The sequence below is a fragment of the Rahnella woolbedingensis genome (assembly GCF_003602095.1).
GTDB lineage: Bacteria > Pseudomonadota > Gammaproteobacteria > Enterobacterales > Enterobacteriaceae > Rahnella > Rahnella woolbedingensis.
Genome location: NZ_RAHH01000006.1, coordinates 125,553 through 151,545, shown reverse-complemented (window position 1 = coordinate 151,545; position 25,993 = coordinate 125,553). Strand labels below are relative to the sequence as shown.

The window sequence follows — 25,993 nt, the reverse complement described above, 5'->3', positions numbered from 1 at the left end:
CAGAATACCAGTTTGGGTACCTGAACATTTATATCCAAAAAGAATGCGTTATAACTTTTGGGTTTGATTTGTACCAAATATCGCCAAATTGTCTGTCTTTTATACTTGTCAGATAAACAATTTAAGAATGTGGTTAAAAATGTCAGGATTGATTGCACCAATGATGGGCGTCCAGTCGGGCCAGAACAGCGTTAACCCGACCAGCAGCAGGCATAACGTCCGTTCCAGCTGATTGCCTTTTTGACTGTTGATCAGCGGCAAACGAAAACGCCAGCGGCACGGCCAGAGCAGGGGGACACCCGCAGGTGTTAGCATATCGGCAAGAATATGGCTCAGATAACCTATGATCATGGCGTGGAAAGCATCTACCGGAATGCCCCAGTCGTGCGGGAAATGCGTGCGTAGAAGAAAGATACCGCCCGCCACGGCCAGCAAACTGTGGGTAAATCCGCGGTGACCAAAAACTCTGGCGATAGGATGGGAAAGCCATTTCAGACGCTGGCCGAGCACGGATTTCGGATGATCGATATCGGGCAATAAACAGGTAAGCAGGGACCCTGAGATAATATGCCACCAGTCGCCGTGCGCCAGCTCCGGAGAGAGCTGCGCCTTTTTGGCAAATACCGCACAGGCGATTGAGAAAATGAGATGGCCTTCCGCCGTCATGACGCGTCCGAACTGAATAACTGTTATTTTATCCAGTATAAGTGAAACTGTCACAATCTTGGAAGAGACACCCTGTAACTAATTGTCAACGGACTGATTAAAAAGAAAAAGGCGTATAAAAATACGCCATTTTATTGTCACGTCTTAGTCGATTATCTCGCCAGCCAACCGCCATCAACCGCAATCGTATAGCCGTTGACATAATCGGAGGCTTTTGAAGCCAGAAAAACCACCGGCCCCATCACATCTTCCGGTAAACCCCAGCGGCCGGCAGGGATCCTGTCGAGGATCTCTTTACTGCGATCACCATCGGCACGAAGTTGTTCGGTATTGTTGGTGGACATGTAACCCGGCGCAATTGCGTTCACATTGACGCCATGCTTTGCCCATTCATTGGCCATCAGCCGGGTTATTCCCATCACTGCGCTTTTCGACGCTGTATAGGAAGGAACACGGATCCCGCCCTGATAAGACAGCATCGAGGCGATGTTAATGATTTTTCCCCCGTTGCCTTGTTTGATGAACTGTTTCGCCACTGCCTGAGACATAAAGAACAGCGTCTTGCTGTTTACATTCATCACGTCGTCCCAGTTTTTTTCGCTGAACTCGATTGCATCTTCCCGGCGGATAATACCGGCGTTGTTCACCAGGATGTCGATATGACCGAATTCAGCAACGGCTTTTTCGATAAGTTTCGGAATGTCTTTAATGCTGCTCAGGTCGGCGCGCAAATCGAGAAATCGGCGACCGGTGGCGGTGATTTTTTTCTCTGTCTCTTCGGGGGCTGACTGGTTGATACCCACAATATCGCAACCCGCCTGAGCAAGGCCCAGCGCCATGCCCTGGCCAAGTCCGGTGTTACAGCCGGTCACGATGGCGACTTTGCCGTTTAATTCAAATGAATCGAGGATCATATTCAGAGTCTCTTTTGCAACGGCACGTTCGCCATAAAGATTGAGTGGCTCTGCCTGCGGCAGCAGAGCCAGAAAGTTAGCGCAGTTCGCTGACCTTGACGTGATCCATGTCGTCGAATACCTGATTTTCCCCGACCATACCCCATATAAAGGTGTAGTTTTTGGTACCCACACCAGAGTGAATCGACCAGCTTGGTGAGATCACCGCCTGCTCGTTATGAACGAGTAAATGACGGGTTTCCTGCGGCTGTCCCATCATGTGGAACACCGCGGTTTCCGCTTCCATGTTGAAATAGAAATAGACTTCCATACGGCGCTCGTGAGTGTGGCAAGGCATGGTATTCCACAGGCTGCCTTCTTCGAGTTTGGTCAGCCCCATGGTCAGTTGGCAGGTTTCCAGTACGTCAGGCACGATAAATTTATTGATAGTGCGACGGTTGCTGGTTGCTGCATCGCCGATAGTTTGTGGTGAAGCTTCTGCCAGCGTGATTTTCTTGTTTGGGAAAGTGGTATGGGCAGGGGCGCTGTTGTAGTAAAACTTGGCAGGTTTAGCCGCATCAACGCTGCTGAATTCAACATGTTTTGCGCCTTTACCGACATACAGCGCTTCTTCATGACCGATTTCATAGGTTGTACCATCAACCACGATAAGTCCCGGACCGCCGATGTTGATTACACCAAGCTCGCGACGTTCGAGAAAATAGCTCACACCCAGTTGCTTACCCACTTCATCACCCACGGAAACCGTTTTTTCAGCAGGCATGACACCGCCGACAATGATACGGTCGATATGACTGTAGGTCATGGTGTAGGCATTTTTTTCAAAGATTTTCTCGATGAGAAATTCGCGGCGTAATTCAGCGGTATCAAGCGTTTTTGCGTGGTCGCTGTGAATGCTTTGACAAACTTGCATGTCGGTGCCTCTCTTAGGATAGGGATTAAGGAGGACTTACCGGGCGAGTCTGACCGTTGCGTGGCAGTGACAGCGTACAGAAGCAGGAGAGCTCCCGGCTCGTCCTTGTTGCAGAAAGAATAGGTTCATTGGCATGCGAATTCAATAAAAATGAAATATCGTTTTATTTATTTTATGAGTCAGCTCAAGGTTTGAGAAATTATACGTCGCTTAGAAAATTTTGGCAGAGGGAAGTGGGCGCGCAAGGTAAGGAAATAGGGAAGGTGCGCAGCAACGGCAGCCGCTGCGCATTTGTATCAACTGATATGTGCCGCGGTCAGCTGTTCCAGCGAAGAAAGTTTAAAATCTGCCAGTGCCCAGCGCGGATCCGCAAAGTATTCCTTATCCGGTACGACCACAGAGCGCATACGCGCGGCTTTCGTCGCAATCATGCCATTAAAGGAATCTTCCAGAGTGACGCAGTTTAGCGGGTCGACCGCTAACTCGCCGGCAGCCAGCAGGTAGACTTCCGGATGCGGTTTACTGTAGGGCAGTTTCTCGGCAGAAACACGAACCTGAAAAAAGGATTGCAGATTGAACATTTCCAGCACGGTATCGAGCATGAATAATGGCGACGCAGAGGCCAGGCCAATCTTCAGCCCCTGATCACGGCACAATTCAAGCGCGTGATTGACGCCGGGTAACAAGGGCCGGGATTGTTCCACCAGCTCAATGGTACGGGCGATGATCATCGAAGCCACCTCCGCCTGGGCCGGTCCTTGCCACGGCAGCACCTGATACCACATTCTGACGACCTGATCGATACGAAGTCCCAGGGTATCTGGCAGCAAATGTCGCTGAGAAATATCGACGCCAAGGCTGCTGAAAACGTCCAGTTCTGCCTGAACCCACAACCGTTCAGAATCAATTAACAGACCATCCATATCGAAAATTGCTGCATTAACAGGGCGGACATAAGCCATGAAAGCGGACTCCCTAACAGTGAATAGGCCATCACTTTACCATTGGCTTTCGTGCGGATGAAATCTGTTGTGCGGACAAATGACTGAGTTGCTGGCACTGAAGAGGGGCTAACTGATTAAAACATTGGGCGGGAAAACCTTTCTGTGGGTAAACTTAGCTGTTGCTTAAGGTATCCTAACAAGGGGAATTCATGACGTACCAACAGGCCGGACGTGTGGCAGTGATTAAACGGATTGCAGGATGGATTATTTTTATCCCTGCGCTGCTTTCAACGCTGATCTCATTGCTAACCTTTATCAATGAGCATACTAAAACTGAGCAGGGCATCAATGCCGTTATGCTGGATTTTGTCCACGTGATGGTTGATATGATTAAGTTTAACACTTCATTTTTGAACGTTTTTTGGTACAACTCGCCGGTACCGTCACTTGGGCAGGGCGTGACAACTGCGAATATCATGTTCTTCATCATCTACTGGCTGATTTTTGTGGGGCTGGCACTTCAGGCATCCGGCGCAAGAATGTCCCGTCAGGTTAAACATATTCGCGAAGGGATCCAGGATCAGCTGATCCTTGAGCAGGCGAAAGGTGCGGAGGGACGGACCCGTCCGCAGATTGAAGAGCGCATTGTGATACCCCGGCACACCATTTTGGTGCAGTATTTCCCATTGTATATTTTGCCCATCATTATAGCTGTTATCGGATATTTCATTTTGAAATTATTAGGTTTAATCGCCGGATAATCGTGACAACATATTCATAACATTTCGTTGCTGAGCGATATGTCGTTGAACGAAGGTAACGATATAAATAAGGCCTGAATATTCACGTATTCAGGCCTTATTTTTTGGGCGCTACAAAAAGAGTAAGGCGTTAATTGATGTCATCATGTAACAGCCTCTCAACTGCACGTTGAGCAACCACCAGATGCTGACCCCCGAATAAATTACTGCGGTTAAGCAGATAATATAACTGGTAGAGAGGTTGCCTGGAAATGAAGCCATCCGGCAGCGGCGTTTTACTCTGGTAGCCATCATATAACTGAGGCGGAACATTGGGATACAACGGCAACATGGCCAGATCGCATTCCCTGTCGCCCCAGTAACACGCCGGATCGAAAATAACAGGGCCGTTTTCTGATAATCCGCAGTTATGCGGCCATAAATCGCCGTGTAATAAAGACGGCTGCGGCTGATGATTTTGCAACCGCGCATGAACCATCGCAGTGATATCTTCGATATTGCCGAACGTCATGCCTTTTTCTGCCGCCAGCTGTAACTGCCAGCCAATCCGTTGCTCTGCGAAAAACGTGGCCCAGCGCCGTTGCCAGCTATTGGGCTGAGGAAGCGTTGCCAGCTCATTATCGAAATCGAGACCAAATTGCAGCTGTTCACTCCATTGGTGCAAGGCGGCGAGTTGTTGCCCTAAAACATATGCATTGTGCGCATCCAGCGGCTTTTGCGGGATGTATTCGAGCAGAAGAAAGCTGTAGTCACGGTCACTGCCCACTCCGTAAACTTCCGGTACCCGGACGGTCTGGCTGCGAGCAAGGAGGGCGAGCTGATCGGCTTCTGCGGCGAAAATGGGCAGCATTTCGCGCGCATTGCATTTCACAAACACATCTCTGTCACCATAGCTCAGCCGCCATGCCGGGTGAATTTCACCTCCCGGCAGTTCAACACGTTCGCGGATTTCAGCATTGCCAAGGTGTTCACTCAACAAACGATTGACGGCTTGCCACATGGTATTACCCCTTCTGACTGGCCCGATAATTCATTAAGTTAGCGTTTTCTCTGCTTCAAAAACCCGATCCGGCGCACGGCTGAATCAGATGATGATGTTAATTTCTGCAATTTACGACGTGTTGGGACTGAGAGCGAAATCAATGAATCTGTTATTTTCAGAATATGTGACATGAAAGCGGTTTTATATACAGAATTGTCTTATCGACATGTTCCTAACCCCCTTGTTTAACAAAACAATAATAATAATAGACTAAAAATATATTCAGGTGTGGAAAGAAGATGTATATGCTACATCTCGTCCTAGTCGCGAGAGAGATAACGTGAAACCAAACATTCTTTATTTGATGGCCGCGCTATTGTTGGCGGGTTGCGCTAAAGAAACACCGGTTCAAACAACGCATTTTCTGAATCCATCGCCGCCACCTCAGCGCGATGCCTCATTAATGCATCCGGGGCCTTATGGTGATGTTATTCACCAGGCGGCAAATACTTACGGCGTTGACGAAACACTTGTTAAAGCAATCATTCAGGTCGAATCTGGATATAACCCAACCGTTGTCAGCAAATCGAATGCGATTGGGTTAATGCAGCTAAAGGCCTCAACGGCAGGACGCGATGCCTACCGGATGAAAGGACGTTACGGTCAGCCTACGCCACGTGATCTGAAAGATCCGGCGGTGAACATTGATCTGGGAACGGCCTATCTGAGTATCCTGCAACAGCAACTGGCAGGTATCAACAATCCTGAAACCCGTCGTTATGCGACGACATTAGCCTATGTGAACGGGGCAGGAGCGTTACTGAGAACGTTTGCGAAAGATAAAAACTACGCGATTGCGAAGATTAATCTGATGACGCCAGCTGAGTTTTCACAGCACGTGCAGAAAAACCATCCTGCACCTCAGGCGCCGCGTTATTTGTGGAAAGTGAACAACGCTTATCTTGCCATGCGATAAGCGTTGGCGTTTCATGCCAGCAGCTCAGGCTGCTGGCGGCAATGTCTTGATGATTTCCAGGATCCCGTTAATCACAAACTGAACCCCCATACACACCAGCAAGAATCCCATCAGACGTGAAATCGCTTCAATCCCGCTCTTGCCAACCAGGCGCATAATTGCCCCTGAACTGCGCAGCGTTATCCATAGAATCAGCCCGACCAAAAAGAAAATGATTACCGGAGCGACGGTAATGATCCAGTGCGGAAAATCAGAATCTCTGACAGTTGCCGCGCTGCTGATGATCATCGCGATGGTACCCGGCCCTGCGGTGCTTGGCATCGCCAGCGGAACGAAGGCGATATTCGGCGATTCCTGCTTCCTCATTTCCTCGGTTTTATTCTCAATCAGCACTCTCTCTTCCACGTGTGGCTGTGGAAACAGCATCCTGAAGCCGATAAAGGTGACGATCAGCCCACCCGCAATTCGCAGGCCGGGAATGGAGATCCCAAACGTGTTCATGACAAGCTGACCGGCGTAATACGCCACCATCATGATGATGAAGACATACACAGAGGCCATCAGCGATTGCTGGTTCCTTTCCTGCGTGGTCATCTTCCCTGAGAGACCGAGCAACAGTGCTACGGTCGTCAGGGGGTTTGCCAGCGGGAGGAGTACCACCAGACCCAAACCTATTGCCTCAAATAACAGCCTGACTTCAGACATATGCTTCCCTTTTCCAATGTTTCTCTGAATACCTTATCCCCGATCAGGGGATTACACGAAAAATATCCACATTAAGCAACACAGGTTGCTGGAAATTCGCACTTTACGGGTGTTAAACTCGTTGCCTGTTTTCACGTCGCATCCCGATACAATTACGTGATGTATTCCAGGGTGCCTATATTCGGCAAAGTAAAGCTGAATAGCGTGTATAACTACATGAAATTAAACTCAAATATTTTTCTAGATGTGCTCTGTCGTGTGGGGCACCACTGTAGATTAAGGAATTAACATGCCTGTCATTACTCTTCCTGACGGAAGCCAGCGCGTTTTTGATCGCCCCGTTTCTCCTCTTGATGTTGCACTTGATATCGGTCCTGGTCTGGCGAAAGCCTGTATCGCCGGTCGCGTTAACGGCGAACTGGTTGATGCCACTGATCTAATTGAAACCGATGCGCAACTGGCGATCATCACTGCTAAAGACGAAGCCGGTCTTGAAATTCTGCGTCACTCCTGTGCGCACCTTTTGGGTCATGCCATCAAACAATTGTGGCCAGACACCAAAATGGCTATCGGCCCGGTTATCGATAATGGCTTCTACTACGATGTGGATTTAGATCGCACATTGACTCAGGAAGACATCGAACTGCTTGAAAAGCGCATGCACGAATTGGCTGAAAAGAATTACGACGTTATCAAAAAGAAAGTCAGCTGGCAGGAAGCGCGCGATACCTTTGCAAGCCGTGGCGAAGAATACAAAGTGGCCATTCTGGATGAAAACATCAGTCATGATGATCGTCCGGGCTTGTATCACCATGAAGAATACGTCGATATGTGCCGTGGTCCACACGTGCCGAATATGCGTTTCTGCCATCATTTCAAACTGCAGAAAACGTCCGGTGCTTACTGGCGTGGCAACAGCGATAACAAAATGCTGCAACGCATCTACGGCACCGCATGGGCAGATAAGAAGCAGCTGAATGCCTATATTCAGCGTCTGGAAGAAGCCGGGAAACGTGACCACCGTAAAATTGGCAAGCAACTCGACCTGTACCACATGCAGGAAGAAGCGCCAGGTATGGTGTTCTGGCATAACGACGGCTGGACTATTTTCCGTGAGCTGGAAGCCTTTGTACGCATGAAACTGAAGTCATATGACTATCAGGAAGTAAAAGGTCCGTTCATGATGGACCGCGTGCTGTGGGAAAAAACTGGCCACTGGGAAAACTACAAAGAGGCGATGTTCACGACTTCTTCCGAAAACCGTGAATACTGCATCAAACCGATGAACTGCCCGGGTCACGTTCAGATCTTCAACCAGGGTCTGAAATCCTACCGCGATCTGCCGCTGCGTATGGCCGAGTTCGGCAGTTGCCACCGTAATGAGCCGTCAGGTGCATTGCATGGCCTGATGCGCGTGCGTGGCTTCACTCAGGACGACGCCCATATCTTCTGTACTGAAGAACAGGTTCGTGATGAAGTGAACAGCTGTATCCGCATGGTTTACGACATGTACAGCACTTTTGGCTTTGAAAAGATTGTGGTGAAATTATCCACCCGTCCTGAGAAGCGCATCGGTACTGACGAAATGTGGACTCGTGCTGAGGATGATCTGGCCGCTGCACTGACTGAAAACGACATTCCGTTCGAATATCAGCCAGGTGAAGGCGCGTTCTACGGTCCGAAAATTGAATTTACCTTGCATGATTGTTTGGATCGTGCGTGGCAGTGTGGTACCGTGCAGCTCGACTTTTCATTACCTGGTCGCTTGAATGCCTCTTATATTGGCGAAAGCAACGACCGTCAGGTCCCGGTAATGATTCACCGTGCTATCCTGGGTTCAATGGAGCGTTTCATCGGTATTCTGACCGAAGAATACGCTGGCTTCTTCCCAACATGGATGGCTCCGGTTCAGGTAGTGATCATGAATATCACTGATGCACAAGCTACCTATGTCGAAGAATTAACTAAAAAACTGCAAGATGCAGGCATTCGCGTTAAAGCCGACTTGAGAAATGAGAAGATTGGCTTTAAAATTCGCGAACACACGCTACGCCGTGTTCCTTACATGTTAGTTTGTGGCGATAAAGAGGTCGAAGCAGGCAAAGTTGCTGTTCGTACCCGCCGCGGCAAAGACTTAGGAAGCATGGATGTTAGCGAAGTCGTTGACAAACTGCTGGCGGAAATCCGCAGCAGAAGTCTTCATCAACTGGAGGAATAAAGTATTAAAGGCGGAAAACGAGTTCAACCGGCGCGTCCTAATCGCATTAACAAAGAGATTCGCGCGCAAGAAGTTCGCCTCACCGGCGTCGATGGCGAGCAGATTGGTATTGTCAGTCTGAATGAAGCTCTTGAAAAAGCTGAGGAAGCGGGCGTCGATTTAGTAGAAATCAGTCCGAATGCCGAGCCGCCAGTTTGTCGAATCATGGATTACGGCAAATTCCTCTACGAGAAGAGCAAGTCGACTAAAGAGCAGAAAAAGAAACAAAAAGTTATTCAGGTTAAGGAAATCAAATTCCGACCTGGTACCGATGATGGCGACTATCAGGTCAAACTACGCAACCTGATTCGCTTTCTGGAAGATGGCGATAAAGCCAAAATCACCCTGCGTTTCCGTGGGCGTGAAATGGCGCACCAACAGATCGGTATGGAAGTGCTTAACCGCGTCCGTAAAGACCTGTGTGAAGATTCTGAACTGGCCGTTGTCGAATCCTTCCCTACGAAGATCGAAGGTCGTCAGATGATCATGGTGCTCGCACCTAAGAAGAAACAGTAAGGCTTCCAAGTAATCCTGCTGCGCGGTGCTTGCACCGCGTATGCTGGATTCGCCTTTCTGATTCATGTTAATAACAATGCGAAGTGGAATTTAAAATGCCAAAGATCAAAACAGTACGCGGCGCCGCTAAACGCTTCAAAAAAACCGCCAATGGTGGTTTTAAGCGTAAGCACGCAAACCTGCGTCATATTCTGACCAAAAAAGCTACTAAGCGTAAACGTCACTTGCGTCCAAAAGGCCTGGTATCCAAGAACGATTTGGGTCTGGTCTCTGCATGTCTGCCGTACGCATAAATACACTTTTTTCATTTAGAATATAAAACTCAGGAGAGCATATGGCTCGCGTAAAACGTGGTGTGATTGCACGTGCACGTCACAAAAAAATCTTAAAACAGGCGAAAGGCTACTACGGTGCCCGTTCTCGCGTATATCGTGTTGCATTCCAGGCTGTTATCAAAGCTGGTCAATACGCTTACCGTGACCGTCGTCAGAAAAAACGTCAGTTCCGTCAGCTGTGGATCGCGCGTATCAACGCAGCAGCTCGTCAGAACGACATGTCTTACAGCAAATTCATTAACGGCTTGAAAAAAGCTTCTATTGAAATTGACCGTAAGATCTTGGCTGATATCGCAGTATTCGACAAAGTGGTATTTGCCGCTCTGGTCGAAAAAGCGAAAGCAGCACTGGCGTAAGTCAGGTGAAAGAGGGAGCTTGCTCCCTCTTTTATATTTTGTGTTTAAAAACATTCTGTTTCGTTGTTTAATACCCCTGATTTGATACGACGCATTTCGTCAGAACATCAGCACAAAATTTACAACCGATAAGGTAACGCAAGCATGAATGCTGCTATTTTCCGTTTCTTTTTTTACTTTAGCGCCTGACTCAGGAAGGCTTTCGCGCGTAAGAGAAGAAACGAAAAGTAGCGCCTAAGCCTCCCTCGTGGAGGCTTTTTTGTATCTGTGCTTTATACACTAAGGTTCAGGGTCAAAATCGCGCCCCTGATTAATCACGGTTATTTTACATCGGGCCATATTGGCCAGAAGAAGAGGAAAGCAATGCCACATCTCGCAGAGCTGGTTGCCAATGCCAAGGCAGCCGTAGAGAGTGCCCAGGATATCACCGCACTGGATAACGTGCGTGTCGAATATCTGGGTAAGAAAGGCCACCTGACACTCCAGATGACAACCCTCCGTGAATTACCTGCGGAAGAACGTCCGGCAGCGGGCGCGGTCATCAACGAAGCGAAAGCGCAGGTTCAGGAAGCCCTGAACGCGCGTAAAAATATGCTGGAGTCTGCCGAACTGAATGCACGTCTGGCTGAAGAAACGATTGACGTTTCCCTGCCTGGTCGTCGTATCGAAAACGGTGGTCTGCACCCGGTGACCCGCACTATCGACCGTATAGAAACCTTCTTCGGTGAATTAGGCTTTACCGTGGAAACCGGCCCGGAAATCGAGGATGACTATCATAACTTCGATGCCCTGAATATTCCGGGTCACCACCCGGCACGTGCCGACCATGATACTTTCTGGTTTGATGCCAAGCGTTTGCTGCGCACCCAGACTTCCGGTGTTCAGATCCGTACGATGAAAGGTCAGCAACCGCCAATCCGCATTATCGCGCCGGGCCGTGTTTATCGTAACGATTACGACCAGACTCACACCCCAATGTTCCACCAGATGGAAGGCCTGATTGTTGATAAAGACATCAGCTTCTCCAACCTGAAAGGCACACTGCACGATTTCCTGAACAACTTCTTTGAAGCTGATTTGCAGATCCGTTTCCGTCCTTCCTATTTCCCGTTCACTGAGCCTTCCGCGGAAGTGGACGTGATGGGTAAAAATGGCAAATGGCTGGAAGTGCTGGGTTGCGGCATGGTGCATCCGAATGTACTGCGCAACGTCGGCATTGACCCTGAAGTGTATTCCGGTTTTGCCTTCGGGATGGGAATGGAACGTCTGACCATGTTGCGCTATGGCGTGACTGACTTGCGTGCATTCTTCGAAAATGATCTGCGTTTCCTCAAACAGTTTAAGTAAGGCGGGAATATCACATGAAATTCAGTGAACTCTGGTTGCGTGAGTGGGTAAACCCAGCCATCAGCAGCGAAGCATTATCAGACCAAATCACCATGGCCGGCCTTGAAGTCGATGGCGTGGATCCGGTTTGTGGCGCATTCAGTGGCGTGGTTGTCGGTGAGGTTGTCGAATGTGGTCAGCACCCTAATGCAGACAAACTGCGTGTGACTAAAGTGAATGTCGGCGGCGATCGCCTGCTGGACATCGTTTGTGGCGCGCCAAACTGCCGTCAGGGCCTTAAAATTGCCGTCGCAACTGTGGGCGCTGTATTGCCGGGTGATTTCAAAATCAAAGCCGCTAAACTGCGTGGCGAGCCTTCAGAAGGCATGCTGTGTTCGTTCTCCGAGCTGGGTATTTCCGAAGATCACGATGGCATCATTGAGCTGCCGCTGGATGCGCCGGTTGGCACCGACATCCGCGAATTCCTGAAACTCGATGACGCCATTATTGAAATCAGCGTGACGCCAAACCGTGCTGACTGTCTGGGTATTCTGGGCGTGGCGCGTGATGTTGCGGTGATTAACCAATTGCCGCTGGTTGAACCGGAAATCAATCCGGTCAAAGCCACCGTTGACGCTACGATTGCCATTGATGTGCAGGCACCTCAGGCATGTCCGCGTTATCTGGGCCGTGTCGTTAAAGGCATCAACGTTAAGGCTGCCACGCCATTGTGGATGCGTGAAAAACTGCGCCGCTGCGGGGTCCGCTCTATCGATGCCGTTGTTGATATTACCAACTTCGTGCTGCTCGAACTCGGCCAACCGATGCATGCGTTCGATCTGAATCGCATCAGCGGTGGCATCGTCGTGCGCATGGCGCAGAAGGATGAAGCCCTGACCTTGCTCGATGGCACAAAAGCAAAACTGGCGGAAGACACGCTGGTCATTGCTGACCACGAAAAAGCGCTGGCGATGGCCGGTATCTTTGGTGGCGAACATTCAGGTGTGAACGATGAAACGCAGGATGTCCTGCTGGAATCCGCGTTCTTTGCTCCGCTTTCGATCACGGGTCGTGCACGCCGTCAGGGCCTGCATACGGATGCTTCTCATCGCTATGAACGTGGTGTGGATCCGGAACTGCAATTTAAAGGCATCGAACGCGCAACCGCGTTGCTGTTGAGCATCTGTGGTGGTGAAGCCGGTCCGGTTATCAACGCGACTTCAGAAGAGCATCTGCCGAAAGCAGCGACCATCATTTTGCGTCGTGAAAAACTCGATCGCCTGATTGGTCATCATATTGAAGACGCACAGGTGACAGATATCCTGACCCGTCTGGGCTGTCAGGTTAAGCACAATGGCGACCATTGGGTGGCTGTCGCACCAAGCTGGCGTTTCGACATGCAGATTGAAGAAGATCTGGTGGAAGAAGTCGCGCGCGTTTACGGCTATAACAACATCCCTGATGTGCCGGTGAAAGCCAGCCTGGTGATGACGAAGCATCGTGAAGCGAATTTGTCGCTGAAACGCGTGAAAAATCTGCTGGTTGACCGCGGTTTCCAGGAAGCGATCACCTACAGCTTTGTGGATCCAAAAATTCAGGCGCTGCTGCATCCGGGTGAAGAAGCGCTGATTTTGCCAAGCCCGATCTCCGTAGAAATGTCCGCGATGCGCCTTTCTCTGTGGTCTGGCCTGCTGACCGTAGTAGTAAATAACCAAAATCGTCAGCAAAGTCGTGTGCGTTTATTCGAGAGCGGCCTGCGCTTTGTGCCTGATACACAAGCTGATTTGGATATCCGTCAGGACGTCATGCTGTCTGGTGTGATCTCCGGCACCAAAAATGAAGAGCATTGGGATCTGGCGCGCCAGTCAGTTGACTACTACGATTTGAAAGGTGATCTTGAGGCTATTCTTGAGCTTACCGGCAAAATGAACGACGTACAGTTCAAGGTTGAAGCAAATCCTGCGTTGCATCCTGGGCAGAGCGCAGCGATTTATTTACGCGGCGAACGTATTGGTTTCATTGGTGTAGTCCACCCTGAGCTGGAACGTAAACTCGATCTTAATGGTCGTACCGTGGTCTTCGAACTCTTATGGAACAAGGTCGCAGACCGCGTACTGCCTGATGCGAAAGAGATTTCTCGCTTCCCGGCGAACCGTCGTGACATCGCTGTTGTAGTAGCCGAAAACGTAGCCGCAGACGATATTTTGGCAGAGTGCAAGAAAGTTGGCGCAAATCAGGTAGTTGGCGTAAACTTGTTTGATGTGTACCGTGGCAAGGGCGTAGCTGAAGGTTACAAGAGCCTGGCTATCAGTCTGGTGTTGCAGGATACCGGCCGTACACTGGAAGAAGAGGAGATCGCCGCTACCGTTGCAAAATGTGTAGAGGCTCTAAAACAGCGATTCCAAGCATCCTTGAGGGATTGAACCTATGGCGCTTACTAAAGCTGAAATGTCAGAACACCTGTTTGAGAAGCTCGGGCTGAGCAAACGGGATGCCAAAGATCTTGTTGAAATATTTTTCGAAGAAGTCCGTCGTGCTTTGGAAAATGGCGAGCAAGTAAAACTGTCTGGCTTTGGCAATTTTGATCTGCGTGACAAAAACCAACGTCCGGGACGTAACCCGAAAACCGGCGAAGATATTCCGATCACGGCGCGTCGTGTGGTGACTTTCCGTCCGGGACAAAAATTGAAAAGTCGTGTAGAGAATGCTACTCCGAAAGAATAAGTGAAATCAGCAAAAAGGCCGCGAAAGCGGCCTTTTTTTTGCGCTAAATTTGCGATTTTTCTGAAATGAAATAATTGGCGTTAAATTGCGCAGGAAGTGAAAAGATTTCGTTAATGAGGTAGTCGTTTCAGGAATCGTCTGATAGATTAAATCTAAGGGTGAAGCGAGTCCGGATAATATATTTTTTAGGATTTCTTGTTAATTGAGAGATGTTTTTTTATAAGTGCTGTTTTGTTTAATTATTTATCTTAACAAAATTGCATAAAAAGAAAAGGAGCCGAAGCCCCTTGATGTAAAACGCATTGGCATCTGTTTATATTCAGATTCGCAGTCAGTAAATAAACATATGCAATGACGAAAAATCTTAATGATCGTTAACGCCAGTAATAATGCGGATGACCGCCGCCGTGATAACCGCCGCCGTGACCGTAAGGGCCTGGGAAGATACAGCCACTGAGGGTTGCGACAACCAGAGCAACACCAACGAGAGATAATATACGACGCATAGTAATGTCCTTTATTGGAGTAAACGTCTTAATTATAAATAAAAGGCAACGGCGCTGTTGTCAGGCTTGCGTTAAGATTTGTTAGTATCGTAATAAGAATTGAATAGTTAATGGCCTTCATCCTGCTGATGTATTTCAGTCAGGATATATTTGTATTTTTATTGTAAGGCCACAGCAAGTTATCCGAAAATACGCCGTACTCTTATATTCTCCGTCTTTACTGCCTGATATAAAAAGCACGTCATAAAAATAAAGAAGGCATGACTATTATGAAAAAATCTCTTTTATTGCTTTGTTGTGCACTGGCTTTGCCTGTGATCGCGCAGGCAAATGTTTCTGTTGACGTTAACGTACCCGGCGTATCGGTTCATCTCGGGGATCAGGATCATCGTGGTTACTACTGGGATGGTTATGACTGGCGTCCGCCGCAGTGGTGGCACGATCATCAGGGCCATCACTACGGTGAGCGCAATGAGCATGGTATGTACTGGCATGGTAATCGCTGGGATCCCAAACCGCCGCAACATGGTCACAGTAATCCGCCTCACAACCAGCCACAGTATCACGGACATCCGAACAACGGCGATCATCATGATAATGGTGATCACCACGATAATCGGGATCATCAGGGCGGTCATAATGACAATCACGGGAACGGTCAGCCGATCCCGCCAGACGGTCATCAGGGCCACTGATTCCACAGCTTACATTAAGACTTTTCAAGCCGGTGCTTTGTCACCGGCTTTTTTGTTTCCTGTTTTTGTCATTATCAGGTTCACTAGTCAGAGCTAACTGACTAATATCGGTAGGATAGTCATCTACAGTGAGTCTCAGGAAACTGTCTTTCATGCCCATTTTGCAGACCTATTCTGCTCTTGAACAACAACGGGAACGCAGTGACCGCCGCTGGCTGGTCGGGCTGAGTCTGTTGCTGATAATTATTTGCATATTCAGCCTGAGTGCGGGTGAAAACTGGTTATGGCCCGATCAATGGCTGAGCAGCGAGGCACGGGTCTTTGTCTGGCAACTACGATTACCCCGCGCTATTGCGGTAATTTTAGTCGGTGCGGGTCTTGCCGTTGCTGGCGCAGTGATGCAGTCATTATTCGAAAACCCGCTCGCTGAACCCGGATTGCTCGGTGTTGCCAACGGTGCCGGTGTGGCGCTGGTATTTTGCGTCATGCTTAGCCACGGTATTTTACCTGTCTGGATGATGAGTCTGGCGGCCATTGCAGGCGCACTGATTGTCACATTTTTCCTGTTAACGATTTCCCGTAAGCGCTTGTTAACTAACGCCCGCATGCTGCTGGTCGGCGTGGCAATTGGTATTGTTTGCAGCGCCCTGATGACCTGGGCTATTTACTTCAGCAGTAATCTCGATTTGCGCCAGCTGATGTACTGGATGATGGGCGGGTTCGGAGGGGTTGACTGGAATCAGGTCTGGCTGGGTTTGCTGATATTGCCGGTATTGCTTTGGCTGGTCTTGCAGGGCAACGCCCTCAACCTGCTGTCACTGGGGATCGCGCAGGCCCAGCAACTGGGGATATCACTGACGACGTGGCGCTACGTACTGGTTCTTGCGGTCGGGTGGATTGTCGGGCTGAGCGTGGCGTTGTCCGGCGTGATAGGTTTTATCGGACTGGTTATCCCGCATATTCTGCGACTGGCAGGTATCACCGATCAGCGTCGTTTACTGCCTGCCTGCGCACTTGGCGGCGCCTGCGTGTTACTTCTCGCGGACGTGGTGTCGAGAATTGGTCTGTATGCGGCGGAATTGCCCGTCGGCGTTGTTACCGCCACTTTGGGGGCCCCGGTCTTCATCTGGCTTCTGATCAGAGTCGGACAAATCCGCTGATTATTTAGGGCGGGTCGGCTATGCTCTCCCTTTACCTAACCTGCAACTATCAGGATAAAAACGATGAGTAATGACATTTTTGACATCTCCCTGAAAACCATTGATGGCGAAACCACAACGCTGAATGCTTATAAAGGTTCTGTTTTGCTGGTCGTTAACGTAGCGTCGCAATGTGGCCTGACGAAGCAGTATGAAAGCCTGGAAAATATTTATCAGGCCTGGCATGACCAGGGATTTGAGGTTCTTGGCTTCCCTTGTAATGAGTTTGGTGCGCAGGAACCGGGTACTGAAGATGAAATTAAAACCTTCTGTACCACGAACTTTGGCGTGAAATTCCCGATGTTCAGCAAAATCAACGTCAATGGCGAAAACCGCCATCCGCTGTATTCTGCGATGATTGCTGCCTGTCCTGCTGCGGTAAAACCGGAAGACAGTGCGTTCTACGAGCGTCTGGCGAGCAAAGGTCGTCAGCCTTTAAAACCCGATGACATTTTATGGAACTTCGAAAAATTCCTTATCGGCCGTGACGGCACTGTAGTGCAGCGGTTTGCACCGGACATGACGCCGGAAGATCCTATCCTGATGGAAACGATCAAAGCCGCACTGGCGAAATAATACAGTCATGGAAGCACCGATGCTGGAATGTCGCGAAATTGCGGTTGAAGGTCGCCTTCAGGCGTTTAGTTCGCATATCGCGCCCGGAAGCCGGATACATCTTATCGGGCCAAACGGGGCAGGGAAGAGCACATTACTGAACCGGCTGGCAGGAATGTCGGGCGGAAAAGGTGACGTCTTTATAGACGGACAAAGGCTGGCGGAGTTGCCGGGCCCGCGTCTGGCCCGACTGCGCGCCTGGCTTTGCCAGCAGCTGACACCGGCATCGCTGATGCCGGTCTTTCAATATCTGTCACTTCATCAGCCGCAAAACTCCGATCCTGTTGTGCTGGAACGCACGATTTCCCGTTTGTGTTCCGCTTTACATCTGAGCGATAAGCTTGCCCGTCCCGTCACGCATCTTTCTGGTGGTGAATGGCAGAGGGTCAGGCTGGCCGCTGTCTTATTGCAGGTATGGCCTGATGTGAATCCGGACAGCCGGCTGTTGTTTCTCGATGAACCGATGAACAGTCTGGACGTGGCGCAGCAGCAGGCGCTGGACCAGTTACTCACGGAGTACTGTGGAGCAGGGCGTTCAGTGGTGATGAGTGATCACGATCTCAATCATACTTTGCATTATGCGCATGAGGTCTGGCTGATGTCGGCGTGTGAAGTCGTTAAGACGGGGAAATGCTCTGATGTTATGCAGCCTGAAACACTTTCTGCGGTTTATAAGGTGGCATTTCAGGGATATGAGTTGGCAGGTCGTCAGTGGATAATGGCCGCGATGACGTAACGCGAAATTTAATGGATAGAGGTGTAATTATTTTATTATCAGCTGTTAGGTTTATGACCGGTCTCTGCCTGTTCATAAAAAGAACAATATTTCCCAAGACCCAATAAAGTTCATTTTTTAGCATGCTATGGCGATGAATTCAATGCATTGTTTTAAAAGGAATTTTACTAATCACTATTATTTATTTTCTTCTGGTTTAGTTTCTATTTAACTTCACATAACTGGAAAATCCTTAAGGTTAAATTAAGATTAAACCGACATCATAAGATTCATAAATTCATGACAGTGTTTACCTGTTGTTAAATAAATACGGTCTAAAGTTGGCATCAATTAATTACCTTTCGGGATAGCGTAATGGAAAACTTTTTGCCTTTCTCCCGTCCGTCTATGGGCGAAGAAGAGATAGCGGCTGTGGGACAGGTTTTGCGCTCCGGGTGGATAACCACCGGACCACAAACAAACCAGCTGGAACAGGATTTCTCCGCCGCTTTCGGTTGTAAACATGCTATCGCAGTCAGTTCCGCAACCGGTGGCATGCATGTCACGTTGATGGCGCTGGGCATCGGCCCCGGCGATGAAGTCATTACCCCTTCCCAGACCTGGGTTTCAACGATCAATATGATTGTTCTGCTGGGCGCAGAACCGGTCATGATTGACGTTGACCCGGATACCCTGATGGTCAGTGCACAAGCCATTGCTGCCGCCATCACGCCAAAAACGAAAGCGATTATCCCGGTGCATTACGCGGGCGCGCCTTTAGATCTTGACCCGATTTACGCTGTCGCTGATGAACACGGAATTCCGGTCGTGGAAGATGCTGCGCACGCGGCAGGCACCCGTTACCGCGATCGCTGGATTGGCGCGCAGGGAACGGCAATCTTCTCCTTCCACGCAATTAAAAATATGACCTGCGCCGAAGGTGGCCTGATTGCTACGGATGACGACGAACTGGCGAATCGAGTTCGCGCGTTGAAATTCCACGGTCTGGCCGTTGATGCATTTGATCGGCAGGTTCTCGGGCGCAAACCGCAGGCTGAAGTGGTCGAGCCCGGTTTTAAATACAATCTGTCTGACATTCACGCCTCTATCGCGGTCGTCCAGCTTAAGCGCCTGCATGAAATCAATGCGCGTCGTACCGAACTGGCACAGCGGTATCTCGATAAATTACAGGGTTCACCTTATCTGCCAATGAATGTACCGGCTTACCCGCACCTCCATGCCTGGCATTTATTCATGATCCGTGTGGATGAAGAGCGTTGCGGTATCAGCCGTGATGCTCTGATGGAACGCCTGAAAGAGCAGGGGATCGGAACCGGTTTGCATTTCCGCGCAGCTCATACTCAAAAATATTACCGCGAACGTTATCCACACCTGAGTCTGCCAAACAGTGAATGGAACTCGGCACGTTTGTGCAGCCTGCCGCTGTTTCCTGATATGCAGGACAGCGATGTGGACCGTGTTGTCGCGGCTCTTTTTTCCCTTCTGGAGGCGCAGTAGTGGCGCAATACGAACCCATTCGTAAAGTCTCGGTAGTTATCCCGGTCTACAACGAAGAAGAAAGCTTGCCGGCGTTGTTATCCCGTACGCAGGCAGCCTGTAAGCAATTAACCCAACAATACGAAATCATTCTGGTGGATGACGGCAGTTCTGATAGCTCCGGTGACATGCTCACTGCCGCTGCGGAACAACCGGACAGCCATGTTATTGCTGTTTTACTCAACCGCAACTACGGCCAGCATTCGGCCATTATGGCTGGTTTCAGCCATGTGTCCGGTGATCTGGTTATTACGCTTGATGCTGACCTGCAAAACCCGCCGGAAGAAATCCCACGTCTGGTCGCCACCGCCGATGAAGGCTATGACGTTGTCGGTACCGTGCGTGCTAACCGCCGCGATTCCTGGTTCCGTAAATCAGCATCGAAAATGATCAACATGATGATCCAGCGCGCCACCGGTAAATCGATGGGTGATTACGGTTGCATGTTGCGTGCTTACCGCCGCCACATTATCGAAGCCATGCTGCATTGTCATGAGCGCAGCACCTTTATTCCGATTCTGGCGAACACCTTCGCGCGCAAAACGATTGAGATCCCGGTTCAGCACTCTGAGCGCGAATTCGGTGATTCCAAATACAGCCTGATGAAACTCATCAACCTGATGTATGACCTGATCACCTGTCTGACGACGACGCCACTGAGAATGCTCAGCGTGGTGGGCAGTGCAATTGCCATCTTCGGTTTTGTGCTGGCGGTGTTTCTGATTTTGATGCGCCTCATCAACGGTCCTGCCTGGGCTGCGGATGGCGTATTTACGTTATTTGCATTGTTATTCATGTTTATCGGTGCGCAGTTTGTGGGCATGGGGTTACTCGGTGAATACATCGGGCGTATCTACAATGATGTCCGCGCGCGTCCCCGTTATTTCGTTCAAAAAGTCGTCGGCGTTCGTTCCGAAGATAACAGTCAGGAAGAAGAGTGATGAAAGCGATTGTATTTGCCTACCATGATATAGGTTGTGTTGGTTTACAGGCTCTGGTTGACGCAGGTTATGATGTTCAGGCGGTCTTTACGCATACTGATGCCCCGAATGAAAACCAGTTCTTTTCATCTGTTGCCCGTCAGGGCGCTGAACTGAGTCTGCCGGTTTATGCACCGGAAGATGTTAACCATCCATTGTGGGTCGACCGCATCCGTGCTTTGCAGCCTGATGTTATTTTCTCTTTCTACTATCGCAACATGCTGAGCGAAGAGATTTTATCTCTGGCGCCACGCGGCGGTTTCAACCTGCACGGTTCATTGCTGCCACGCTACCGTGGTCGCGCACCGGTTAACTGGGCGCTGATGAATGGCGAAACTGAAACCGGCGTTACGTTGCATAAAATGGTTAAACGCCCGGATGCGGGTGATATCGTGGGTCAGCGCAAAGTGGCTATTACCGCTGATGACACTGCGCTCAAACTGCACGCTAAAGTACGTGATGCCGCTAAAGCTCTTCTGACCGATGTTCTGCCAGAAATGAAAGCCGGTAAAATTACCCTGACTGCGCAAGACGAATCCCAGGCAACTTATTTTGGCCGTCGTACTGCTGCGGATGGTGAAATTCACTGGCACAAATCTGCCACTGAAATTAATAACCTGATCCGTGCTGTGACTGAACCTTATCCGGGTGCATTCTCATTCCTCGGTCAGCGTAAACTGACTATCTGGCGCGCACGTCCGCTGGATACCCGTCATGACAAACAACCGGGCACCGTGCTTTCTTCTGATCCCCTGACCATCGCCTGTGGCGAAGGCGCACTGGAAATCCTGGCGGGCCAGAGCGAAAACGGCCTGTATGTCCAGGGTTCCCGTCTGGCGCTTGAACTGGGCATTATGCCGGACATGCGCGTATCGACGCTGCCCACGGCCGTGATGAAGCGCCGTACCCGCGTGCTTATTCTGGGTGTGAACGGTTTCATCGGTAACCACCTGAGCGAACGTCTGCTGCGTGAAGACCGTTATGAAATTTATGGTCTGGATATCAGTTCTGATGCGGTCAGCCGCTTCATGGATAACCCGCATTTCCACTTCGTTGAAGGCGATATCAGCATCCATTCTGAGTGGATCGAATATCACATCAAAAAATGTGATGTCGTTCTGCCGCTGGTAGCCATCGCCACGCCAATCGAATACACCCGTAACCCGCTGCGCGTATTTGAACTGGATTTCGAAGAAAACCTGAAAATCGTTCGCGACTGTGTGAAATACAAAAAACGCATCATCTTCCCGTCAACGTCTGAAGTTTACGGTATGTGTGATGACAAAGAATTCGATGAAGATCATTCCCGTCTGATCGTCGGCCCGATCAACAAACAGCGCTGGATTTATTCTGTTTCTAAACAGCTGCTGGACCGTGTTATCTGGGCATATGGCGAGAAAGAAGGCCTGAAATTCACGCTGTTCCGTCCGTTCAACTGGATGGGTCCACGTCTGGATAACCTGGATGCTGCACGTATCGGCAGTTCCCGTGCGATCACTCAGCTGATCCTGAATCTGGTCGAAGGTTCACCGATCAAACTGGTCGATGGCGGCGAGCAGAAACGTTGCTTCACTGACATTAACGACGGTATTGAAGCATTGTTCCGCATCATCGAAAACCGCGACAACCTGTGTAACGGTCAGATCATCAACATTGGTAACCCGACGAACGAAGCGAGCATCCGTCAGCTGGCGGAAATGTTGCTGAGCAGCTTTGAAGCTCACCCGCTTCGCGCCCAGTTCCCGCCGTTTGCCGGTTTCAATCTGGTCGAAAGCAGCACTTACTACGGTAAAGGCTATCAGGACGTTGAGCACCGCACGCCGAGCATCAAAAATGCCCGTCGCCTGCTGGACTGGAAACCTGAAATTGGCATGGATAAAACCGTCGCCGACACGCTGGATTTCTTCCTGCGTTCTGTAAATCCTGACGCTGACAAAGCCTGATACGGTGCCACACATGAAGAAAGTGGGTCTGCGCATTGATGTAGATACCTGGAGCGGCACCCGGGAGGGTGTCCCTCAGCTTCTGCAAACCCTTGCAAAACATAAAATTACCGCCAGTTTCTTCTTCAGCGTTGGCCCGGATAACATGGGGCGCCACTTGTGGCGCCTGCTTAAACCGCGCTTTCTGTGGAAAATGCTGCGCTCTAACGCTGCCTCTCTTTACGGCTGGGATATCTTGCTGGCGGGTACCGCCTGGCCGGGTAAACCTATCGCACGTGATCTCGGTTATCTGATGAAAGAAACCGCGAAACGGGGTCATGAAGTGGGATTGCACGCCTGGGATCATCAGGGCTGGCAGGCAAAAGTGAGTAAATGGTCAGAGAAGCAGCTGGAAGAGCAAATCCGGCTGGGGCTGGAGGCGCTGGAAAAAAGCCTGGGTCATGACGTCGAATGTTCGGCGGTGGCGGGCTGGCGTGCAGATGAGCGCGTCATAGAAGTGAAAGAGCGTTTTCATTTTTATTACAACAGCGATTGCCGCGGAACCCGTCCTTTCCTGCCGGTGCTGGAAAATGGAACCCTGGGAACCGTGCAAATTCCGGTGACATTACCGACTTACGATGAAGTGGCGGGCGGCGAAATTACGGCGGATAACTTTAACGATTTTATTCTTGATGCTATCGCCAAAGATACCGGCGTACCGGTTTATACCATCCACGCGGAAGTGGAAGGGATGTCGCTGGCAACGCAATTTGACGAGTTACTGACCCGTGCTGCTGCGCTGGGGATCCAGTTTTGTGCGCTGGGCGATTTGCTGCCGCAAGATCTCAGTACGTTGCCGAAAGGCAAAGTGGTTCGCGCCAGTTTCCCTGGCCGTGAAGGTTGGTTAGGTTGTCAGCAAGAAGGTTTTTCCTGATGTCGAAAACAATTAAAGGCGTATGGAGCACCCTGATCCTGGTGTTCTTCGCGCTTGTTTATCTTGTTCCTCTTAATACCCGCCTGTTGTGGCAACCTGATGAAACCCGTTATGCCGAAATCAGCCGCGAAATGCTTCAGCGCGGCGACTGGGTTGTGCCTCATCTTCTCGGATTGCGTTACTTTGAAAAACCGGTAGCCGGTTACTGGTTTAACAATATCAGCCAGATGATTTTTGGTGAAAGTAACTTTGCGGTGCGTTTTGGTTCTGTATTTAGCACGATGCTGAGCGCCATTCTGGTGTTCTGGCTGGCCAATCTGATGTGGCGTAATCGTCAGACTGCTTACATCGCCGCGCTTATCTACCTTTCCAGCACGCTGGTGTTCAGTATCGGCACTTACAGCGTTCTGGATCCGATGATCACCCTGTGGATGACGGCGGCCATGGTGGCGAGCTGGTTCTGCCTGCGGATTTCACGGACACCGCAAAAAGCCCTGAGCTGGATAGCACTGGGACTGGCCTGCGGTATGGGCTTTATGACCAAAGGTTTCCTGGCGCTGGCGCTGCCGGTGATTGCGGTTCTGCCGATTGTCTGGCGCGAAAAACGTTTCAACACTCTCTTTGGCTGGGGGCCGCTGGCGGTTCTGAGCGCCGTGGTGCTGAGTTTGCCGTGGGTACTGGCAATTGCGCGACATGAACCTGATTTCTGGAATTACTTCTTCTGGGTCGAACATATTCAGCGATTTGCCGAAGCGGATGCACAGCATAAAGCGCCGTTCTGGTTCTATCTGCCGGTGCTCTTATTGGGCGCTCTGCCGTGGCTCGGTCTGCTGCCGGGCGCATTGCGCGAAGGCTGGACGAAACGGGTTATGCGTCCGGAGCTGTTCTTCCTGCTGAGCTGGGCGATTATGCCGCTGATCTTCTTCAGCATCGCCAAAGGCAAACTGCCGACCTACATTCTGCCGTGCTTTGCGCCGATGGCCTTGCTGATGGCTGATCATCTCGAACAGATCCGCCTGTCAGGTAAATTACGCTCGCTGAAAGCGAATGGTGTCATCAACATCATCTTTGGTGTTCTGATGGCGGTCGCAGTGCTGGTGATATCCGGCATTCTGCCGTTCCACGTTAAAGCCGTCTTTACCCGCACGGAATTACCGCGTGCTCTGATCGGTATTCTGTGTTTTGCCGTATGGGCGCTGGCAGGGGCGATGTCTCTGACCGATGTGAAAAAACGCTGGTACTGGGGCGCTGTCTGCCCGCTGGTATTTGCGCTTTTGGTCGGACAAGCCATTCCGCAGAAAATTATCGATTCCAAACAACCGCAGGTCTTTTTAGAGCAGCACTTCGACCTGTTGCAGGACAGTCGTTTTATCCTGGCGGATAATGTCGGGGTGGCCACTGCGGTTGCCTGGTCGCTAAAGCGCAGTGATATTCTGATGTTTGATGAAAAAGGCGAGCTGCAATACGGATTAAGTTATCCTGATGCCAAAGATAACTTTATTGATGCGGCGGGGTTCCCTGCATGGTTGCAGAAAGCCCGTCAGGAAGGAAATGTATCCGTGATCCTCAGGCTTGACCGCAACGCACAAATAAAATCAACCCTGCCAGTGGCTGACCAAACAGTGAAGTTTGATCGTCAGGCGATACTGTTCTACAAAAAACTTCCATGACCGGACTCCTACTGGTTCTGGCGGTCAGTGTGATTACCTGTGCCGGTCAGCTTTGTCAGAAGCAGGCCGCGCAGGTGTCCGCTGACGGAATGGCGCGCGTGCTGCGCTGGCTGGGGCTGGCGGTGCTGCTGTTGGGCATCGGCATGCTGCTGTGGCTGCGGGTGTTACAGCTGCTGCCGCTGAGTCTGGCGTATCCCATGCTCAGTCTGAATTTCGTGCTGATCACCTTGTGTGCCCGCTGGTTTTTCCATGAATATGTCGACGGGCGCCACTGGTGTGGCGTCGCGTTAATCATGTCCGGAATTGCACTGATGAGTATCAGCTTATGAAAGGCTATCTGTGGAGCGGAGCCAGTGTGGTGCTGGTGACCACAGCGCAGTTGCTGATGAAATGGGGGGTGGTGCAGATCCCGTGGATTGCTCTGTCCGCCATTGACACCTCGTTTATTCTTAGCCATTTAAGCGCGCTGATTGCGGTATTTTTTGGGTTATGCGGGTACGTATTATCCATGGGCTGCTGGTTTTTTGCCTTGCGGCATCTGCCGCTTAACCGCGCATATACCTTGCTCAGTCTGAGCTATGCGCTGGTGTATATCGCGGCCGTCACATTGCCCTGGTTCAATGAAAGCATCAGCTTAACCAAAACGGTGGGCGGCTTACTTATCTTGTCCGGTGTGTGGCTGATTCACAGCAAACCGGCCAAAAAGCCCGATTAAATTTATTCTGAAACGATAAAAATCATCATAAAAGATTGGATGACGGATAAAATAGCGCTAAATTCTATTAGTTCTTAGATAACGGCGACTTATCCGGCCCGCGCAAACCT

The 25,993-nt window shown here is 50.2% G+C and carries 28 protein-coding genes and 1 other annotated feature; of the genes, 21 read left to right on the top strand and 7 right to left on the bottom strand.

From position 1 onward, the window contains the following. Positions 1-108 precede the first annotated feature (108 nt). From D6C13_RS06625 to hxpB, 4 genes are all read right to left on the bottom strand, one after another. Complete coding sequence (locus tag D6C13_RS06625) at positions 109-666, bottom strand: metal-dependent hydrolase (protein WP_120132012.1); 558 nt, start codon at positions 664-666, stop codon at positions 109-111. A gap of 152 nt (positions 667-818) precedes the next feature. Continuing rightward, positions 819-1,580: a 2-dehydro-3-deoxy-D-gluconate 5-dehydrogenase KduD gene (gene kduD, locus D6C13_RS06620; RefSeq protein ID WP_120132011.1), complete on the bottom strand. Its 762-nt coding sequence runs from the start codon at positions 1,578-1,580 to the stop codon at positions 819-821. A gap of 76 nt (positions 1,581-1,656) precedes the next feature. Next, positions 1,657-2,493, bottom strand: a complete 837-nt coding sequence (kduI, locus tag D6C13_RS06615; RefSeq protein WP_120132010.1) for a 5-dehydro-4-deoxy-D-glucuronate isomerase — start codon at positions 2,491-2,493, stop codon at positions 1,657-1,659. 296 nt (positions 2,494-2,789) lie between these two features. Beyond that, positions 2,790-3,455: a hexitol phosphatase HxpB gene (hxpB, locus tag D6C13_RS06610; protein WP_120132009.1), complete on the bottom strand. Its 666-nt coding sequence runs from the start codon at positions 3,453-3,455 to the stop codon at positions 2,790-2,792. 191 nt (positions 3,456-3,646) lie between these two features. Here hxpB and D6C13_RS06605 point away from each other — a divergent pair, with 191 nt between their 5' ends. Further along, on the top strand, positions 3,647-4,198 hold the full coding sequence (locus tag D6C13_RS06605) for a YniB family protein (protein WP_120132008.1): 552 nt from the start codon (positions 3,647-3,649) through the stop codon (positions 4,196-4,198). A gap of 130 nt (positions 4,199-4,328) precedes the next feature. On the opposite strand, the gene D6C13_RS06600 is transcribed toward D6C13_RS06605, so the two are convergent. Beyond that, positions 4,329-5,198, bottom strand: a complete 870-nt coding sequence (locus D6C13_RS06600; protein WP_120132007.1) for a fructosamine kinase family protein — start codon at positions 5,196-5,198, stop codon at positions 4,329-4,331. A 322-nt stretch (positions 5,199-5,520) separates the two neighbouring features. Between D6C13_RS06600 and D6C13_RS06595 the strand changes: the two genes are divergently transcribed. Continuing rightward, positions 5,521-6,156 carry a transglycosylase SLT domain-containing protein gene (locus D6C13_RS06595; RefSeq protein WP_120132006.1) on the top strand — a complete coding sequence of 212 codons (636 nt, stop codon included), beginning with the start codon at positions 5,521-5,523 and terminating at the stop codon, positions 6,154-6,156. A 24-nt stretch (positions 6,157-6,180) separates the two neighbouring features. On the opposite strand, the gene D6C13_RS06590 is transcribed toward D6C13_RS06595, so the two are convergent. Then, entirely contained in the window at positions 6,181-6,861 is a 681-nt protein-coding gene (locus tag D6C13_RS06590) for a MarC family NAAT transporter (RefSeq protein WP_120132005.1), read from the bottom strand. A gap of 289 nt (positions 6,862-7,150) precedes the next feature. Here D6C13_RS06590 and thrS point away from each other — a divergent pair, with 289 nt between their 5' ends. The 8 genes from thrS (at position 7,151) to ihfA (ending at position 14,375) form a co-directional block, all read left to right on the top strand. After that, entirely contained in the window at positions 7,151-9,079 is a 1,929-nt protein-coding gene (gene thrS / locus D6C13_RS06585; RefSeq protein ID WP_120132004.1) for a threonine--tRNA ligase, read from the top strand. 3 nt (positions 9,080-9,082) lie between these two features. Further along, positions 9,083-9,634: a translation initiation factor IF-3 gene (gene infC, locus D6C13_RS06580; RefSeq protein WP_013576136.1), complete on the top strand. Its 552-nt coding sequence runs from the start codon at positions 9,083-9,085 to the stop codon at positions 9,632-9,634. 95 nt (positions 9,635-9,729) lie between these two features. Further along, entirely contained in the window at positions 9,730-9,927 is a 198-nt protein-coding gene (rpmI, locus tag D6C13_RS06575) for a 50S ribosomal protein L35 (RefSeq protein WP_013576135.1), read from the top strand. Positions 9,928-9,968: 41 nt separating this feature from the next. Then, on the top strand, positions 9,969-10,325 hold the full coding sequence (rplT, locus tag D6C13_RS06570) for a 50S ribosomal protein L20 (protein ID WP_056773451.1): 357 nt from the start codon (positions 9,969-9,971) through the stop codon (positions 10,323-10,325). 139 nt (positions 10,326-10,464) lie between these two features. Then, positions 10,465-10,589 (top strand) — a sequence feature (Phe leader region). Further along, positions 10,470-10,514 (top strand): pheST operon leader peptide PheM, encoded by a 45-nt coding sequence (gene pheM, locus D6C13_RS25605; protein ID WP_106120997.1) that lies wholly within the window; start codon positions 10,470-10,472, stop codon positions 10,512-10,514. (Overlaps the previous feature by 45 nt.) Positions 10,590-10,688: 99 nt before the next feature. Further along, positions 10,689-11,672 carry a phenylalanine--tRNA ligase subunit alpha gene (gene pheS / locus D6C13_RS06560; protein WP_120132003.1) on the top strand — a complete coding sequence of 328 codons (984 nt, stop codon included), beginning with the start codon at positions 10,689-10,691 and terminating at the stop codon, positions 11,670-11,672. Between the two features lie 14 nt (positions 11,673-11,686). Continuing rightward, the gene (gene pheT / locus D6C13_RS06555; RefSeq protein ID WP_120132002.1) at positions 11,687-14,074 is read left to right on the top strand and encodes a phenylalanine--tRNA ligase subunit beta; all 2,388 of its coding nucleotides are present in this window, start codon (positions 11,687-11,689) and stop codon (positions 14,072-14,074) included. 4 nt (positions 14,075-14,078) lie between these two features. Next, entirely contained in the window at positions 14,079-14,375 is a 297-nt protein-coding gene (ihfA, locus tag D6C13_RS06550) for an integration host factor subunit alpha (protein ID WP_004089944.1), read from the top strand. Positions 14,376-14,749: 374 nt separating this feature from the next. Here the strand turns inward: ihfA and D6C13_RS26075 are convergent, their stop codons facing one another. Further along, the gene (locus D6C13_RS26075; RefSeq protein WP_279630052.1) at positions 14,750-14,881 is read right to left on the bottom strand and encodes a lipoprotein; all 132 of its coding nucleotides are present in this window, start codon (positions 14,879-14,881) and stop codon (positions 14,750-14,752) included. A gap of 269 nt (positions 14,882-15,150) precedes the next feature. On the opposite strand from D6C13_RS26075, the gene D6C13_RS06545 reads away from it, so the two are divergent. The 11 genes from D6C13_RS06545 (at position 15,151) to arnF (ending at position 25,883) form a co-directional block, all read left to right on the top strand. Next, entirely contained in the window at positions 15,151-15,576 is a 426-nt protein-coding gene (locus tag D6C13_RS06545; RefSeq protein ID WP_120132001.1) for a DUF2502 domain-containing protein, read from the top strand. Positions 15,577-15,728: 152 nt separating this feature from the next. Continuing rightward, complete coding sequence (btuC, locus tag D6C13_RS06540) at positions 15,729-16,736, top strand: vitamin B12 ABC transporter permease BtuC (RefSeq protein ID WP_120132000.1); 1,008 nt, start codon at positions 15,729-15,731, stop codon at positions 16,734-16,736. 63 nt (positions 16,737-16,799) lie between these two features. Beyond that, the gene (locus D6C13_RS06535; protein WP_120131999.1) at positions 16,800-17,351 is read left to right on the top strand and encodes a glutathione peroxidase; all 552 of its coding nucleotides are present in this window, start codon (positions 16,800-16,802) and stop codon (positions 17,349-17,351) included. 19 nt (positions 17,352-17,370) lie between these two features. Continuing rightward, positions 17,371-18,126 carry a vitamin B12 ABC transporter ATP-binding protein BtuD gene (gene btuD, locus D6C13_RS06530; protein WP_120132075.1) on the top strand — a complete coding sequence of 252 codons (756 nt, stop codon included), beginning with the start codon at positions 17,371-17,373 and terminating at the stop codon, positions 18,124-18,126. Positions 18,127-18,480: 354 nt separating this feature from the next. Beyond that, on the top strand, positions 18,481-19,623 hold the full coding sequence (arnB, locus tag D6C13_RS06525; protein ID WP_120131998.1) for a UDP-4-amino-4-deoxy-L-arabinose aminotransferase: 1,143 nt from the start codon (positions 18,481-18,483) through the stop codon (positions 19,621-19,623). Continuing rightward, a complete protein-coding gene (gene arnC / locus D6C13_RS06520; protein ID WP_120131997.1) occupies positions 19,623-20,603 on the top strand; it encodes an undecaprenyl-phosphate 4-deoxy-4-formamido-L-arabinose transferase in 981 nt (326 codons plus the stop codon). Before arnB ends, arnC begins: the two co-directional genes overlap by 1 nt. Further along, positions 20,603-22,585, top strand: coding sequence for a bifunctional UDP-4-amino-4-deoxy-L-arabinose formyltransferase/UDP-glucuronic acid oxidase ArnA (gene arnA, locus D6C13_RS06515; RefSeq protein ID WP_120131996.1), 1,983 nt, complete (start codon positions 20,603-20,605; stop codon positions 22,583-22,585). The genes arnC and arnA overlap by 1 nt, the downstream gene beginning before the upstream one ends. Positions 22,586-22,598: 13 nt before the next feature. Next, positions 22,599-23,498 (top strand): 4-deoxy-4-formamido-L-arabinose-phosphoundecaprenol deformylase, encoded by a 900-nt coding sequence (gene arnD / locus D6C13_RS06510; protein WP_120131995.1) that lies wholly within the window; start codon positions 22,599-22,601, stop codon positions 23,496-23,498. Beyond that, positions 23,498-25,168 carry a lipid IV(A) 4-amino-4-deoxy-L-arabinosyltransferase gene (arnT, locus tag D6C13_RS06505; protein ID WP_120131994.1) on the top strand — a complete coding sequence of 557 codons (1,671 nt, stop codon included), beginning with the start codon at positions 23,498-23,500 and terminating at the stop codon, positions 25,166-25,168. Before arnD ends, arnT begins: the two co-directional genes overlap by 1 nt. Next, positions 25,165-25,497, top strand: a complete 333-nt coding sequence (gene arnE, locus D6C13_RS06500) for a 4-amino-4-deoxy-L-arabinose-phosphoundecaprenol flippase subunit ArnE (RefSeq protein ID WP_120131993.1) — start codon at positions 25,165-25,167, stop codon at positions 25,495-25,497. Before arnT ends, arnE begins: the two co-directional genes overlap by 4 nt. Next, complete coding sequence (arnF, locus tag D6C13_RS06495; protein WP_120131992.1) at positions 25,494-25,883, top strand: 4-amino-4-deoxy-L-arabinose-phosphoundecaprenol flippase subunit ArnF; 390 nt, start codon at positions 25,494-25,496, stop codon at positions 25,881-25,883. The genes arnE and arnF overlap by 4 nt, the downstream gene beginning before the upstream one ends. Positions 25,884-25,993: the final 110 nt, after the last annotated feature.